At 64.5% G+C, this 14194-nt stretch carries 13 protein-coding genes and 1 riboswitch; of the genes, 5 read left to right on the forward strand and 8 right to left on the reverse strand.

From position 1 onward, the window contains the following. Nucleotides 1–48: 48 nt before the first annotated feature. Genes ASD45_RS06750 through ASD45_RS06760 form a run of 3 tightly spaced genes read right to left on the reverse strand, consistent with a single transcriptional unit; the run spans nt 49 to nt 4717 of the window. The gene (locus ASD45_RS06750; protein ID WP_056910782.1) at nt 49–1104 is read right to left on the reverse strand and encodes a 2-oxoacid:ferredoxin oxidoreductase subunit beta; all 1056 of its coding nucleotides are present in this window, start codon (nt 1102–1104) and stop codon (nt 49–51) included. Continuing rightward, a complete protein-coding gene (locus tag ASD45_RS06755; RefSeq protein ID WP_056910783.1) occupies nt 1101–2945 on the reverse strand; it encodes a 2-oxoacid:acceptor oxidoreductase subunit alpha in 1845 nt (614 codons plus the stop codon). Before ASD45_RS06755 ends, ASD45_RS06750 begins: the two co-directional genes overlap by 4 nt. Next, on the reverse strand, nt 2915–4717 hold the full coding sequence (locus ASD45_RS06760) for an FAD-dependent oxidoreductase (RefSeq protein ID WP_056910784.1): 1803 nt from the start codon (nt 4715–4717) through the stop codon (nt 2915–2917). Before ASD45_RS06760 ends, ASD45_RS06755 begins: the two co-directional genes overlap by 31 nt. 358 nt (nt 4718–5075) lie before the next feature. Here ASD45_RS06760 and ASD45_RS06765 point away from each other — a divergent pair, with 358 nt between their 5' ends. The 3 genes from ASD45_RS06765 (at nt 5076) to ASD45_RS06775 (ending at nt 7986) form a co-directional block, all read left to right on the forward strand. Next, nucleotides 5076–5789, forward strand: a complete 714-nt coding sequence (locus ASD45_RS06765) for an HAD-IA family hydrolase (protein WP_348271216.1) — start codon at nt 5076–5078, stop codon at nt 5787–5789. Beyond that, nucleotides 5782–6558, forward strand: coding sequence for an ATP12 family protein (locus ASD45_RS06770; protein WP_056910785.1), 777 nt, complete (start codon nt 5782–5784; stop codon nt 6556–6558). The genes ASD45_RS06765 and ASD45_RS06770 overlap by 8 nt, the downstream gene beginning before the upstream one ends. A gap of 324 nt (nt 6559–6882) precedes the next feature. Beyond that, complete coding sequence (locus ASD45_RS06775; protein WP_162249388.1) at nt 6883–7986, forward strand: DUF2336 domain-containing protein; 1104 nt, start codon at nt 6883–6885, stop codon at nt 7984–7986. A 54-nt stretch (nt 7987–8040) separates the two neighbouring features. On the opposite strand, the gene ASD45_RS06780 is transcribed toward ASD45_RS06775, so the two are convergent. After that, complete coding sequence (locus ASD45_RS06780; RefSeq protein ID WP_056910787.1) at nt 8041–8523, reverse strand: DoxX family protein; 483 nt, start codon at nt 8521–8523, stop codon at nt 8041–8043. 137 nt (nt 8524–8660) lie between these two features. On the opposite strand from ASD45_RS06780, the gene ASD45_RS06785 reads away from it, so the two are divergent. Continuing rightward, nucleotides 8661–9566 carry a LysR family transcriptional regulator gene (locus ASD45_RS06785; RefSeq protein ID WP_056910788.1) on the forward strand — a complete coding sequence of 302 codons (906 nt, stop codon included), beginning with the start codon at nt 8661–8663 and terminating at the stop codon, nt 9564–9566. Between the two features lie 42 nt (nt 9567–9608). On the opposite strand, the gene ASD45_RS06790 is transcribed toward ASD45_RS06785, so the two are convergent. After that, complete coding sequence (locus tag ASD45_RS06790; RefSeq protein ID WP_056910789.1) at nt 9609–10076, reverse strand: 6,7-dimethyl-8-ribityllumazine synthase; 468 nt, start codon at nt 10074–10076, stop codon at nt 9609–9611. Nucleotides 10077–10149: 73 nt separating this feature from the next. Next, nucleotides 10150–10292: riboswitch (FMN riboswitch) on the reverse strand. Nucleotides 10293–10384: 92 nt separating this feature from the next. On the opposite strand from ASD45_RS06790, the gene ASD45_RS06795 reads away from it, so the two are divergent. Beyond that, complete coding sequence (locus ASD45_RS06795) at nt 10385–11359, forward strand: hypothetical protein (RefSeq protein WP_056910790.1); 975 nt, start codon at nt 10385–10387, stop codon at nt 11357–11359. 20 nt (nt 11360–11379) lie between these two features. On the opposite strand, the gene ASD45_RS06800 is transcribed toward ASD45_RS06795, so the two are convergent. From ASD45_RS06800 to ASD45_RS06810, 3 genes are all read right to left on the reverse strand, one after another. After that, nucleotides 11380–11787, reverse strand: a complete 408-nt coding sequence (locus ASD45_RS06800) for a DUF4260 domain-containing protein (protein ID WP_056910791.1) — start codon at nt 11785–11787, stop codon at nt 11380–11382. Between the two features lie 14 nt (nt 11788–11801). Beyond that, nucleotides 11802–12317 (reverse strand): DNA starvation/stationary phase protection protein, encoded by a 516-nt coding sequence (locus ASD45_RS06805; RefSeq protein WP_056910792.1) that lies wholly within the window; start codon nt 12315–12317, stop codon nt 11802–11804. A 123-nt stretch (nt 12318–12440) separates the two neighbouring features. Beyond that, nucleotides 12441–14069 carry a tetratricopeptide repeat-containing glycosyltransferase family protein gene (locus ASD45_RS06810; RefSeq protein ID WP_056910793.1) on the reverse strand — a complete coding sequence of 543 codons (1629 nt, stop codon included), beginning with the start codon at nt 14067–14069 and terminating at the stop codon, nt 12441–12443. Nucleotides 14070–14194 lie beyond the last annotated feature (125 nt).

Below are 14194 nucleotides of genomic sequence, written 5' to 3' on the forward strand. Positions count from 1 at the left end.
GTGTGGCGTCGATGACAAGCCCGGCCATGACAGAGGAGGGTTGTCGGCTCAGCGCAGGCCCGCGTTGATTTGACCGAGCACCGCGGAGCCCGGGCACAGTTCCTTCTCGCCGAGCTTGTTCAGCGGTTCCTCGACGGTGTCGAGATGGGCGTGGAGGTCTTGCGCCTCCTTCTCGACGAATAGCAGACCGGTGACGATCTGACCCTTGGCCGCATGATGCTGCAGGAAGCCGAGCGCGGCGGCGCGGTCGTGCACCTCGTAGTCGGCGTCGAGCTTGCGCAACGCGATCCGCGAGCCGTCGTGCTGCTCGACGATTTCCACGGTGCCGGGCTCCTGCTGCAGGCCGATCGGCATGCGGGTCGAGATGAAGTCGAGCCGGTTCACCGCCTCGTTGTGCTCGCGCACGAAATCGAAGCTCTTGGTCGAACCGGCGTGGTTGTTGAAGGCGACGCAGGGGCTGATGACGTCGATGAAGGCGGCGCCCTGATGCGCGATGGCCGCCTTGATGATCGGCACCAGTTGCTCCTTGTCGCCGGAGAAGGAGCGGGCGACGAAGGAAGCGCCGAGTTGCAGAGCCATGGCGACCATATCGATGGAATTGTCGGTATTGGTCACGCCGCGCTTCGACTTCGAGCCGCGGTCGGCGGTGGCCGAGAACTGGCCCTTGGTCAGGCCGTAGACGCCGTTGTTCTCGACGATATAGGTCATGTTGACGCCGCGCCGCAGGCAATGCGCAAACTGGCCGAGGCCGATCGAGGCGCTGTCGCCGTCACCCGACACGCCGAGATAGATCAGGTCGCGGTTGGCAAGGTTGGCGCCGGTCAGCACCGACGGCATGCGGCCATGCACCGAGTTGAAGCCGTGCGAATTGCCGAGGAAATAGGTCGGCGTCTTCGACGAGCAGCCGATGCCGGATATCTTGGCGACGCGGTGCGGCTCGATGGCCAGTTCGAAGCAGGCCTGAATGATGGCGCCGGTGATGGAGTCGTGGCCGCAGCCCGCGCACAAGGTCGATACCGTGCCCTCGTAGTCGCGGTGGGTGTAGCCGAGCTCGTTTTTCGGCAGGCCCGGGTGATGGAATTTCGGCTTGGCGAGATAGGTCATGAGGCCACCTTTGCGGGCTTCATCGTCATCTGGTCGAGGTGATCGCCGATCGCCTTGGCGATGAAGCGGGCGGTGATCGGCGTGCCGTCGAAATGCAGGATCGGCACCAGCCGCACCGGGTCGATGCCGCATTCGTTGACGATCAGCGAACGCATCTGCGCGTCGCGGTTCTGCTCGACCACGAAGATGAAATCGTGGTCGGCGACGAAGGAGTTGACAGAGGAGTGGAACGGGAAGCCGCGTAGCCGCATGCGGTCGATGGCGTGGCCGCGGCTCTCGATCATGTGGATGGCTTCGTCCATGGCCGGCGCGGTCGAGCCGAAATAAAGGACGCCGTATTTGGTCGGCTTGGCCGCATTGGCGATCAGCGGCTTCGGCACGACGTCCTTCGCCGTCTCGAACTTGCGCAGCAGCCGCTGCATGTTGTCGACATAGGGCGCGCCTTCCTCGGTGTATTTGGCGTAGCGGTCGCGTGAGGTGCCGCGGGTGAAGAACGAGCCTTTGGTCGGGTGGGTGCCCGGATAGGTGCGGTAGGGGATGCCGTCGCCATCCACGTCGAGATAGCGGCCGAAGTCCTTGCCGGCTTCCAGTTCCTCGGCCGTCATCACCTTGCCGCGGTCATAGACCTTGGCGTCGTCCCAAGTGAAAGGCCGGGTGAGGTGATGGTTCATGCCGATCTCGAGATCGAGCATGACGAAGACCGGCGTCTGCAGCCGGTCGGCGAGATCGAAGGCCTGCGCGCCCATCTCGAAGGCCTCGGCCGGGTTCTCCGGAAACACCATGATGTGCTTGGTGTCGCCGTGCGAGGCATAGGCGCAGGAGATGAGGTCGCATTGCTGCGTGCGCGTCGGCATGCCGGTCGAGGGGCCGGCGCGCTGCACGTCGAAAATCACCGCCGGGATTTCCGCAAAGTAGGCAAGGCCGATGAACTCCTGCATCAGCGAGATGCCGGGGCCGGAGGTAGCGGTGAACGCCCGCGCGCCGTTCCAGGCGGCGCCGATCACCATGCCGATCGAGGCCAGTTCGTCCTCGGCCTGGATGATGGCGTATTTCGCCTTTTTGGTCTGCGGATCGACGCGCAGCTTGGCGCAGTGCTTGGTGAAGGCGTCCGCCAGCGACGACGACGGCGTGATCGGATACCAGGCGCACACCGTGGCGCCGCCATAGACGGCTCCTAACGCGGCCGCGGCGTTGCCTTCGACGAAGATTTTGTCGCCGACCTTGTCGGCCTTGCGCAGCTTGAGGCCGATCGGGTGCGGCAGATTGAGGATGGCGTAGTCGCGGCCGATGTGCAGCGCCTTGATGTTGGGCGCGATCAGCTTGTCCTTGCCCTTGTACTGCTCGGTGATCAGCTTTTCGACCGCAGCGACGTCCATGTCGATCAGCGCGGTGAGGACGCCGATATAGATGATGTTCTTAAACAGCTGCCGCTGCCGCGGATCGGTGTATTCGCGGTTGCAGATCGCGGTCAGCGGCACGCCGATCACGGTGATGTCGTCGCGGAATTTCGAAGCCGGGTAGGGCTTGGTGGAGTCGTAGAGCAGGTAGCCGCCGGGCTCGATCGAGGCGATATCCTTGTCGAAGGTCTGCGGGTTCATCGCCACCATCAAATCGGTGCCGCCGCGGGCGCCGAGGTGGCCGTCCTCCGAGACGCGGACTTCGTACCAGGTCGGCAGGCCCTGGATGTTCGACGGGAAGATATTGCGCGGCGCCACCGGAATGCCCATGCGCATGATGGCGCGGGCGAACATCTCGTTGGCGCTGGCCGAGCCGGAGCCATTGACGTTGGCGAAGCGGACGACGAAGTCGTTTATGCGGCTGAGCGGCGCGGCGGTCGGCATGACGTTCCTGCGTGTGTCATTTCCAGCAGATATTTCTGCATGTCCCAGGCGCCGGTCGGACAGCGTTCGGCGCACAGGCCGCAATGCAGGCAGACGTCCTCGTCCTTGACCATGACGCGGCCGGTCTTGAGGCCGTCCTGCACATAGAGATCCTGGGTGAGGTTGAGCGCCGGCGCCTTGAGATGCTGGCGCAGTTCTTTCTCGTCAGCGTTCGGCGTGAAGGTGATGCAGTCCATCGGGCAGATATCGACGCAGGCATCGCACTCGATGCACAGCTGCGCCGCGAACACCGTCTGTATATCGCAGTTCAGGCAGCGGCCGGCCTCCTTCAGGGCCAGGTCGACGTCGAAGCCGAGTTCGACCTCGGCCTTGATGTCCTTGAGCGCGATCGCCTTGTCGCGCAGCGGCACCTTGTAGCGGTGGTCTGGCTCGATGGCATTGTCATAGGACCATTCGTGGATGCCCATCTTCTGGCTGACCACCTCGACGGCGGGCAGGGGCCGGTCAGCGATGTCTTCACCGTTGAGCATCTTGTCGATCGACACCGCGGCTTCGTGGCCATGCGCCACCGCCCAGATGATGTTCTTCGGGCCGAAGGCGGCGTCGCCGCCGAAGAACACCTTGGGATGCGTCGAGCGGAAGGTGACGGCATCGACCTTGGGCATGTCCCAGTCGCCGAACTCGATGCCGCAGTCGCGCTCGATCCACGGGAAGGCATTTTCCTGGCCGACCGCGACCAGCACGTCGTCGCAGGGGAAATGCTGATCGGGTTCGCCCGCCGACACCAGCTTGCGCCGGCCCTTGGCATCGAACTCCGCCTTCACCTTCTCGAAGGTAATGCCGGTGAGCTTGCCGTTCTCGTGGGTGAATTCCTTCGGCACCAGGTAATTGTGGATCGGAATGCCTTCGTGCTGGGCGTCTTCCTTTTCCCAAGGGCTCGCCTTCATCTCCTCGAAGCCGGAGCGCACCACCACCTGCACATCGTCGCCGCCGAGACGGCGCGCCGAGCGGCAGCAGTCCATCGCAGTATTGCCGCCACCGAGCACGATGACGCGCTTTCCGATCTTGCTGATGTGACCGAACGACACCGACGACAGCCAGTCGATGCCGATATGGATGTTGGCGGCCGCTTCCTTGCGGCCGGGAATGTCGAGATCGCGGCCGCGCGGTGCGCCGGTGCCGACGAAGATGGCGTCGAAGTTTTCTGCGAGCAGCTTCTTCATCGAGTCGATGCGCGTGCCGCCGCGGAATTCCACGCCGAGATGGAGGATGTACCCCGTCTCCTCGTCGATGACGCTGTCGGGCAGGCGGAATTTCGGGATCTGCGAGCGGATCATGCCGCCGGCTTTATGATCGCCATCGAACACCACGCACTCGTAACCGAGAGGGGCGAGATCGCGCGCCACGGTGAGCGAGGCGGGGCCGCCGCCGACCAGAGCAACCTTCTTGCCGTTCTTGCGCTGCGCGGGCTTGGGCAGGCGCGCCGTGATGTCGTCCTTGAAATCGGCGGCGACGCGCTTGAGGCGGCAGATCGCCACCGGTTCGGCTTCGACGCGGCCGCGCCGGCAGGCGGGCTCGCACGGGCGGTCGCAGGTGCGTCCGAGAATTCCCGGAAACACGTTCGACTGCCAATTGATCATGTAGGCGTCGTCGTAACGCCCGTGCGCGATCAATCTTATATATTCGGGAACGGGCGTGTGTGCCGGGCAGGCATATTGGCAATCCACGACCTTGTGGAAGTACTGCGGGTCGGAAATGTCCGTGCTTTTCATCGCGTCCTCGATACGCGCTTCACGCGACGTCACTCTGGCGCCGCACCCGCGCGCAGCCGCTCGCTGCGGCCGTCTCCCCCGGGCCGGTCTCGTTAGTCTGGACCGACTCCGTGAAGTCATCATATGACTTAGAATAAATTTAGGCTACGGCCTGGGGGTGCGTCGCTGGGGGCAACTGGCCGGGCCGGTTGACGGCGCCGGAACACGGCGGGCAGAGGCGGGGGAACGGTGCAATCCGCCCGGGGATGCTTAATTGTGCCCCGCGCCATGGCTGTTTTTCTCGCCCGACCTGCGGTAAGGGGACGCGGCTATTGCGTCGCACAAATGTGGCGCGCCTGTTCACGAGATTGTTAGCCGAATGACGATGAAGCTGATCCTGTTCGATGTCGACGGAACGCTGGTGGACAGCCAGCACATGATCTGCGCCGCCATGACGCAGGCCTATGCGGCGCAGGGGCTTGTCTGTCCGGCGCCTGAGGCAGTGCGCGCCATCATCGGCCTGTCGCTGCCGCATGCCTTCCAGCAACTGTCACTGGGGCAGGATCATCCGATCGACGGTCTGGTCGCCGCCTACAAGGATACGTTCTCGACGATGCGCGCCGCCGGCGTGTGGAAGGCGGCGCTGTATCCCGGCGCAGCCGCCGCGCTCGCAACCTTGCGGCAGCGCGAGGATGTCGTGCTCGGCATTGCCACCGGCAAGTCGCGCCGCGGCGTTGCGGCGATGGTCGAGCAACATGGCTGGGACGATATTTTCGTCACCGTCCAGACGTCCGACACCTCGCCGTCGAAACCGCATCCGGACATGGTGCTGTCGGCAATGCGCGAGACCGGCGTCACCCCGGAGAATACGGTGATGATCGGCGATACCGCCTTCGACATGCAGATGGGACGCGCCGCCGGTGCGAACGCCATCGGCGTCGCCTGGGGCTATCACCCGGTGGCCGATCTGCATGACGCCGGCGCCCATGCCGTGGTCGATGACTTTGCGGCGCTCGATCCGGCGCTGACGCGTCTGTGGTCGGAGACATCGGTTGCTTCATCGTCCGCCAAGGCGAGGGCCGATCATGCGTGATCTGCTCGAGGACATTTTCGAGAACCAACCGGCCGATCCGATGGTGTCGGCGCGGCAGGGTGCCAAGCAGGCGTTGCGCAAGCGCTTCTACACGGAAGCACAGCGCGGCGAAGCGACGGAAGAAGGCTACCCGTTATTGCTCGATGGCAAGCCGGTGAAGACCCCGGCACGGCGCACTTTGGCGGCGCCGTCGGCCGCGCTCGCGGATCTGATTGTCAGCGAGTGGGACGCGCAGGCGACCGAGATCGATCCGGCGAGTATGCCGTTGACGCGGCTCGCCAACGTGGTGATCGACGGCATTGCTCCCGCGCCGCAGCCGGTGATCGACGAGATCGCGAAATATCTCGGCTCCGATCTTGTCTGTTACCGCGCAGACGAGCCGCAGGGTCTGGTCGCGCGGCAGAATGAATTGTGGGATCCGGTGCTCGATTGGGCGCGCGATGAGCTGGGCGCGCGCTTCGTGCTGATCGAAGGCATTGTGTTCGCCGAGCAGCCGGCGGAATCGATTGTCGCCGCGCGCAACGCGATCCCCAGCGAGCCGTGGCGGCTCGGCGCGGCGGCGTCGATCACCAGCATCACCGGGTCGGCGCTGATTGCGCTGGCGCTCAATGCGCGCGCTTTCGACGCCGAACGCTTATGGGCCGCGGCGCATGTCGATGAGGACTGGCAGATGACGCAATGGGGCCGCGATGAGATGGCCATCGCGCGCCGCGCTGCGCGTTTTGCCGAATACGAAGCGGCGGCGAGCGTATTGCGGCTGTCGCCGTAGCGCGTCGTTCCGGTCGGGTGCCAGATACCGTATGCGCGTTATTGATACTATAAATATCGTCGATTTATCGAGCCGATAATCTCGTGCGGAATTGGCATTTTGCCGCGCTCTGCGGCTTGTTTAATATTTCCATCGCGGCGATGGATTACAAGAATTCACTCAAATACAACCTAGATTAGTGGTGTCATTAAACCGTCGTTAAGTCGGCGAGCAGTATGTTTTTATTCACGCGTAAGTTGATCATTCGATCGAAATGGGGGTGTTGGCGCGGTGCGCGCGCCATAGGTGCGTGCCTGAATGTCGGAGTGTTTTCCAATGTCTTTAATGGCCAATTCCCTTCTCGGAGACCTTGAGGACGCGCTCACCACCGGGACACCGGAGCGACGGACCGAAACCCTGCGGCGTGTCACCGATCTGTTTCTTGGCCAAGCCGATAGGCTCAACGACGAGCAGGTTCGGGTTTTCGACGACGTGCTCGTTCACCTGATCATGCGTGTCGAGACCAGAGCGCTGGTTCGGCTCGGCGGCCAGATGGCGCATATTGAGAACGCGCCGCTGGAAATGATCCGAAATCTGACCCGTCACGACGAGATCGCGGTTGCTGGACCGGTGCTGACGCATTCGCCACGGCTCGGCGACGCCGATCTGATCGACGTCGCCAGATCGCGCGACCAGGACTATCTGCTCGCCATCTCTCACCGGACCGCGCTGTCGGAAGATCTTACCGACGTTCTGCTCAAGCGAGGGCAGGTCGCCGTTGCCCATGCGCTGGCGCAGAACCGTGGCGCGCGCTTCTCCGAGGATGGCTTTGCCGATCTCGTCAGGCGTGCGGAAGGCGACGACTCGCTCGCTGAATGGGTCGGGAAGCGCCTCGACATCCCGCTCAATCTGCTGCGCCGCCTACTGGCCCAGGCGACTGCGATCGTGCGCTCCAAGCTTCTTGCAGCCGCACCGCCGGAACGGCGCGCCGATATTCAGTTGGCGTTGGACGAGATCGCCAGTCGCATTACACTCGAGGCCGAGAGGCCGCGCGACTACACTGCGGCCAACGGCGCGGTGTTCGAGCTCAATCGCCAGGGGCAATTGACCGAAGCTGCCTTGCTCGGTTTCGCCAACGACCAGCGTCAGGACGAAGTTGTCGCGACCCTTGCCTTGTTCTGTGGCGTCTCCACCGAGATCATCGAGAAGCTCATGCAGGGCGTCAGCGCCGAAGGCCTCATTGTCGCCTGCAAGGCGTCCAAGCTGAGTTGGCCGACTGTGGCTGCCATTCTAAATGTACGCTTCAGCCACCATGCGCTTACCGACGGAGAATTGGCCGAAGCCAAGACCTCGTTCCTGCGCATTTCGCAGAGCGTAGCGCAGCGGACGCTCCGTTTCATGAAGGTGCGTGACGTCACAGGCGCGATGCCGGGCGCCGCGGCCAATTAGAAAAGGGCGGATGCTCATCGCATCCGCCCTTCGTCGTCGTCACTCAATCAGCGATTAGAACTCGCGGGCGATTGCCGCATCGACCGAGTAGCGGCCGCCGCCGCGCAGCACGAAGGACAGCGCGACGATGCCCCACAGCAGCGGGTATTCGTAGCCGCCATCGGTCCAGAAGTAGCCGGCGGGCAGATGCACGGTGACGACCGCCACCGCCATCAGGCCGGTCACCAGCGCCGCCACCGGACGGGTGAGGAAGCCCGCGGCGAGAAAGAGACCGCCGAAGAATTCGATCACGCCGGCGACCAGCGCCAGCGAGGCCGGCAGGCCGAGCTTGGCGGCAAAGAATTGGCCGGTGGCTTCGACGCCGTAGCCGCCGAAAGCGCCGAACAGCTTCTGCGCGCCGTGCGGCACCAGCGCGAGGCCGGCCGCGATGCGGACCAGCGGCTCGCCGAGCGGGGCGAGGGCGCTGGTAACGGGGGCCAGCGCCGGGATGATCGGGCGGACGGTCGAGGGAGTGTTGGAATAGGTCGCGGTGGTCATGGTCGCCTCCAGCAGGGTTTGAATTCGTGGGGCCGGGGCGGTGATCCGCCCGGTTCATGGCGAGAGATCTAGGCCATATATCGAAATGCAACAATCCGTGTTATTGGAACAAGACTGTTGCGATATATGGGACAATCATGGACCGCCTCGCTGCACTCGAAGCCTTCGCCAAGGTCGCGGAAACACAGTCCTTTTCGGAGGCCGCCCGGCGGCTGCGCTCGTCGAAATCGGCCGTCAGCCGTCATGTCGCGGCGCTGGAGGCCGATCTCGGCGCCCGGCTACTCCACCGCACCACGCGCTCCCTGACCCTGACCGAGGCCGGCCGCAGCTATTACGAGCGCGCCAGCCGCATCCTCGCCGACCTCCAGGAGGCCAATGCCTCGGTCACTCAGTTGCAGGCCGCGCCGCGCGGCCGTCTGCGCGTCAACGCGCCGATGAGCTTCGGCTTCCTGCATCTCGCCGCGGCGCTCGGCGATTTCCTCAGCCTCTATCCGGAAGTCGAACTCGACGTCACCCTGACCGATCGCTTCGTCGATCTGGTCGACGAGGGCGTGGATGTCGCGGTGCGCATCGGCAGCCTCACCGATTCAAGCCTGGTGGCCCGGCGGCTCGCCGTGATCCGCCGCGTACTCTGCGCCAGCCCGGATTACCTGAAAGCGCGTGGCGTTCCGAAAACGCCCGACGACCTCAAGTCGCATGACTGTCTGAGCAACACCAACATCACCATCACGCGCGAATGGCGCTTCATTCACCCCGACGGCACACCATGGCCGGTCGAAGTCAATGGCCGCATGAGCGCCAACAATGGCGACATGCTGCGCGTTGCGGCGCTGCGCGGTCATGGCTTCGTGCATCTGCCGACATTCATCGTCGGCGAAGATCTCAAGGCGAGCACGCTGGTCAGCGTGCTCGAGCCTTACATCAGCCAGGACCTGACCCTGAACGCGGTCTATCCGACGGCGCGGCATCTGTCGCCGAAGGTGCGCGCCTTCGTCGATTTCCTGTCACAGCGCTTCGGGCCGAAACCGTATTGGGATGAATGATGTCTTTCGCCGCTCCCCCGTGTACGGGAGAGGCGGAAACATTCATGCCGCCGCCAGCGCATGCGCGGCCAGAATCTCGACGCAGGCCTTGGCCGCTTCCTGACCCTTCACCTTGAAGTGCTCGGTGAAGAAGCGCCGATGCTCCGCCGTCTCCTGGAAATGGTGCGGCGTCAGCACGGCCGACAATACCGGAACGCCGGTCTCGAGCTGCACCGACATCATGCCGTTGAGCACGGAGGAGGCGACGAAGTCGTGGCGATAGATGCCGCCATCGACGACGAAGGCGCAGCCGAGGACCGCGGCATAGCGCCCGGACTGCGCCAGCCGTTTGGCGAACAGCGGGATTTCATAGGCGCCGGGCACATCGAAGACTTCGGCCTCGCAGCCGCCCTGGCTCAAAGCGCCGAGCTCGGCTGTGAACGCGTTCACGCATTGATCGACGATATCGGCGTGCCAGCGGGCGCGCAAAACGGCGATCTTCTTTTTCCCGGTATAGGTCTTCTGATCCATGGCCCTTCCTCTGTCACACGACGGATTCAGGGCGCGATGCAAAGCGCAACGCCCGCCTCACGGCGGGTGCCTTGCACGTTCTCTTCCATCCGGACTTTAACCGTCGGCTCCGGAGTCGCACCGGATCTGCTGACCCTGCCGCTGGCAGGCGCTCGCGGGCTTGGGAGAAACTCCCTTACCGCCGGTGGGGACTTTCACCCCGCCCTGAGAACTGTCGCGGCCATCTATTGGCATGAGACCCGGGCCTGTCAATCGAGGCCGGGCACCGTCGACCTGTGATACCCTGCGCGCATGGCACGGGGGCCCGCATGAAAATCACGCTCGATCTGTCCAAGCTGGTCGAGGACGGCAAGCTGACGGCGGAGGAGGCGGCGCGGCTCAAGGAGCTGGCGGCGCACGAGACCGGTTCGCTGGCCGTCAACATTCTCATCGGCTTCGGCGTCGTTTCGATCGCCGCCGGCGCGGTGGCGCTGCTGCCGTCGGCGCCGACCGTCATCGCCGTCGGTCTCGTCATGTTCGCGCTCGGCCTTGCGGTGGTGCTCAACAACGTCACGCAGTGGGCGGTGTTCGGCCAAATCTGCCTGGTCACCGGCGCGCTGATGTTCTCCGGCGGCGTCATCGGCCAGGCGGAAGGCTCGGTGGCATCAATGCTGATTGTCACCGCGGCGCTGGCAGCAGCCGCGATCGCCGCGCGCTCCAGCCTGCTCGCCGCGCTCGCCGTGATCGCGCTGTCGGCGACGCTCGGCGCGCGCACCGGCTACGAGCATGCAACTTATTCCCTGGCCATCTTCGAGCCGAGCCTCACCATCGTGTTGTTCTCGGCGCTGGCGACGTTCGCTTATTGGGGCTCGCTGCGCCTCAGGGCGGATTACGAGCGGCTCGCCATCATGGTGGCGCGTACCTCGATCCTGCTCGTCAATTTCGGCTTCTGGGTCGGCTCGCTGTGGGGCGATCCGCTGTTCCTGCTGCGCGGCTTCAAGGATCACAACCCGATCGAGATGATGAGCAACATCGTCATCCCGGCGTATGTATTCAGCATCGGCTGGGCGGTGGTGCTGATCGGCGCGGCGATGTGGGCGGTGACGGTGAACCGGCGCTGGCTCATCAACACCGCCGCCGCCTTCGGCGCCATCCATTTCTATACGCAGTGGTTCGAGCGCCTCGGCGCCACGCCGGTGTCGGTGCTGCTCGGCGGCGTCTTGATGCTGGCCATCGCCTTCGGCCTGTGGACCTTCAACAAGCACATGCGCGCCATTCCGGAAAAGGAAAAGGCCGCCGCGTGACGCGGGGCTGAAGGCTGCACTCACTCGGGCGCTTGCGAAGACCTGGCGTCTCGACCGATGCGGCCGAGGTGGGTGAGGCCGAAGCCGGCCGCATATTTGAGGCCGTAGCCGAGCAGCCGATCGAAGCCGATATGCGCGGCCCAGATCAGCGCCAGCGCCGTGATCAATTTATCGGCGGCAAAGAAACCGGCGACGCCAAGCGCCGCCGGTCCAATGAGCGTATGCGCGCAATTATAGGCAATAGCCCCGGCGCGCGGGCCGGCGAGATAGCCGAGGAAGCTGAGATCGGGCGCCAGAAAGAGCACGGCGAAGAGCCACCATGACTCACCGGTTGCGCGGTAAAGCACAGCCGCCACGATGAGCACCGCGGCGCCTTCCGCGCGCAGCAGCAGGCGCGGCACGCCGCTGACCATACCTGTCACGCCCATCGTCCCCGCCGGCCTCAATGCCCGTCGGGCGAGCCCCTGCGGCCGATTTCGTACAGGAACCAGACGCGCTTTTCGGCGGCGTCGATATAGTTCTCCAGCAGGCTCGCGGTGGCGACGTCTTCATGTTCGTCGCACAGGCCGTGCGCCTCGCGCATCGCCTTGACGACGGCTTGATTGTCCTCGCGCAATTCGGCCAGCATGTCTTCCGGCGACACATAAGGCGCGTCGTTGTCGGCAATGCGCGTCTTCTTGGCGATGTCGCCGATCGAGCGCAGAGTGTTGCCGCCGATCTTGCGCACGCGCTCGGCGAGTTCGTCGGTGGTGGCGAAAATTTCCGCGGCCTGCTCGTCGAGCAGCAGGTGATAGTCGCGGAAATGCGGGCCGCTGATGTGCCAGTGGAAGTTCTTGGTCTTCACATAGAGCGCGAAGGAGTCGGCGAGGATCGCATTGATGGCGCCGGAGATGTCCTTGCGGGCGTTGTCGCCGAGATCGCTCGGGGTTTTCAGGCGCGGAGTGGTGGGAGGAGCCATGACGCAGATCCTTATGTTTTTTCGGACTGGAACCACGGCGATAATAGTCCGGAACCTCGAAAGTTCCATGACCACTTGGGACTGGCTGCTACCGCCTTATGGCTGGTCGCCCTATACGCAAGGCTAGTTGCGCAGCGCGCCGGCGGCCGCCGCCACCTGAGTCATCAACTTGGCCCAGTCGCCGCTGGCGTCCTGCCGGAAGACGCGCATGGTCTCGTACCACGGCGTATCGTCGCGCGAGATCATCCAGCGCCAGTCCGAGATCACCGGCACCAGCGTGAATACCGGCCGCGCCAGCGCGCCGGCCAGATGCACGATCGAGGTGTCGCAGCCGATCACCAGGTCGAGGTTCTGAATCACTGCCGCGGTGTCGAGGAAGAGCGGCGCCTTGGCGTCGTTGTCGGCATCGACGGTTTTGATCTGATCGCGGAACGACACGCCGCGGATCTGCTCCAGCGGCGCGCCTTTCTGCAGCGCGATCAGTTCGACATTCGGCAGGTCGGCGACTGCCTTGAAAGCGGCGAGCGGAATGTCGCGGCGCGAAGTTTGCGTGCGGTCGGCGTGACCCGGCGCCCAGTTGATGCCGATGCGCAGTCCTTTCGTCGGTCCAAGCGTCTCGCGCCACTTCTCGATCAACGCCGGTTCGGCGGCGAGATAAGGCGTTGCCCCCGGCATGGTGTCCGGCGTGATCTGCATCAGGCCCGGCACGCTCATCAGCGGCGCCCAGCGCAGCGGCTTGTCGCTTTCGCGCAGCTCGTCTTCGCTGGTGGCGATCGTCACGCCCTTGAGCGTCGACAGCAGCGCCTTCAGGCCCGGCCGCACCAGCAGCGTCACGTCATGGCCTTGCGACGCCAGCCATGGAGCTAGTCGCCCGAACTGGATGGTATCGCCGAGGCCTTGCTCGGCGACCAGCACGATGCGTTCGCCGTCGCGCTTCTCGCCGTGCCAGCGCGGATCGGGCAGGGCCTTGTAGGTCGGCTTCGCCAGTTGGCCGCGGTGGTCGTAATCGGCAAAGCCCGCCGGCCAGTCGCCGAGCATCATCTTGATCTGGCCGCGCGCGGCGAAGGCCTCATGCATGCGCGCGGAGTATTTGATCGCCTGGTCGTAGGACGCGATGGCTTCGGCGAAGCGCCGGCTCTCGGCGGCGCCCTGCGCCAGCTCGATGAGGCCGAGATCCTTCAACACCTGGCCGCGGTTCATGTAGATGCCAGGTTCGCCCGGCGCGCAGACGATGGCCTTGTCGTAGTCCTTGAGCGCCTCGGCCGGGCGGCCGATCGACTCGTAGAGCGCGCCGCGGTTGAGCAGGTCGGTAGCCGAGGCCGGATCGAGCTCGAGCGCGCGGTCGAAGCTCTTCAACGCCTCCATCGGCAGGCCGGCATCGACCAGGATGCTGCCGCGGTTGCCGTGGGCGGCGGCGAGGTTGGGGTCCAGGGCGATGGCCTGGTCGATCGCCTTGATCGCCTCGAGCGGCTCGCCGAGCCGGTCCAGCGCCTGGCCGAGCACATTGTACATCTTGGCGGTGGCCGGGCCGAACTTGATGGCGCGGCGCACGACATCGACGCCTTCCTTGTACTGGCCTTCGGCGCAGGCGACCACGGCGCAGTAATACAGCGCTTCGGCGTGCTCGGGATTGATCCGCAGCACCTCCATATACCGCTCCATCGCCGGACGCAGTTGGCCCTGGCGGTGGTGAAACAGGCCCTGTTGCAGGATCTGGGCGATGGTCTGCGGCGCGGTGTTCGGCTCGGTCATGTCCGGGCTTCTAGGGGGGATTGGCGGACCGTTCAACCGTCGTCCCCGCGAAAGCGGGGACCCATAATCGCTGCCTCGAATAATTCTCTCAGACAGGGGATATGGGTCCCGGGTCTCCTTTCAGT

The organism is Pseudolabrys sp. Root1462 (genome assembly GCF_001426945.1).
Taxonomy (GTDB): domain Bacteria; phylum Pseudomonadota; class Alphaproteobacteria; order Rhizobiales; family Xanthobacteraceae; genus Pseudolabrys.

What these genes read in the sequence shown, in the direction of transcription:
- ASD45_RS06750 (WP_056910782.1), bottom strand. Translation starts at nt 1,104, where the DNA reads ATGACCTATCTCGCCAAGCCGAAATTCCATCACCCGGGCCTGCCGAAA.
- ASD45_RS06755 (WP_056910783.1), bottom strand. Translation starts at nt 2,945, where the DNA reads ATGCCGACCGCCGCGCCGCTCAGCCGCATAAACGACTTCGTCGTCCGC.
- ASD45_RS06760 (WP_056910784.1), bottom strand. Translation starts at nt 4,717, where the DNA reads ATGAAAAGCACGGACATTTCCGACCCGCAGTACTTCCACAAGGTCGTG.
- ASD45_RS06765 (WP_348271216.1), top strand. Translation starts at nt 5,076, where the DNA reads ATGACGATGAAGCTGATCCTGTTCGATGTCGACGGAACGCTGGTGGAC.
- ASD45_RS06770 (WP_056910785.1), top strand. Translation starts at nt 5,782, where the DNA reads ATGCGTGATCTGCTCGAGGACATTTTCGAGAACCAACCGGCCGATCCG.
- ASD45_RS06775 (WP_162249388.1), top strand. Translation starts at nt 6,883, where the DNA reads ATGGCCAATTCCCTTCTCGGAGACCTTGAGGACGCGCTCACCACCGGG.
- ASD45_RS06780 (WP_056910787.1), bottom strand. Translation starts at nt 8,523, where the DNA reads ATGACCACCGCGACCTATTCCAACACTCCCTCGACCGTCCGCCCGATC.
- ASD45_RS06785 (WP_056910788.1), top strand. Translation starts at nt 8,661, where the DNA reads ATGGACCGCCTCGCTGCACTCGAAGCCTTCGCCAAGGTCGCGGAAACA.
- ASD45_RS06790 (WP_056910789.1), bottom strand. Translation starts at nt 10,076, where the DNA reads ATGGATCAGAAGACCTATACCGGGAAAAAGAAGATCGCCGTTTTGCGC.
- ASD45_RS06795 (WP_056910790.1), top strand. Translation starts at nt 10,385, where the DNA reads ATGAAAATCACGCTCGATCTGTCCAAGCTGGTCGAGGACGGCAAGCTG.
- ASD45_RS06800 (WP_056910791.1), bottom strand. Translation starts at nt 11,787, where the DNA reads ATGGGCGTGACAGGTATGGTCAGCGGCGTGCCGCGCCTGCTGCTGCGC.
- ASD45_RS06805 (WP_056910792.1), bottom strand. Translation starts at nt 12,317, where the DNA reads ATGGCTCCTCCCACCACTCCGCGCCTGAAAACCCCGAGCGATCTCGGC.
- ASD45_RS06810 (WP_056910793.1), bottom strand. Translation starts at nt 14,069, where the DNA reads ATGACCGAGCCGAACACCGCGCCGCAGACCATCGCCCAGATCCTGCAA.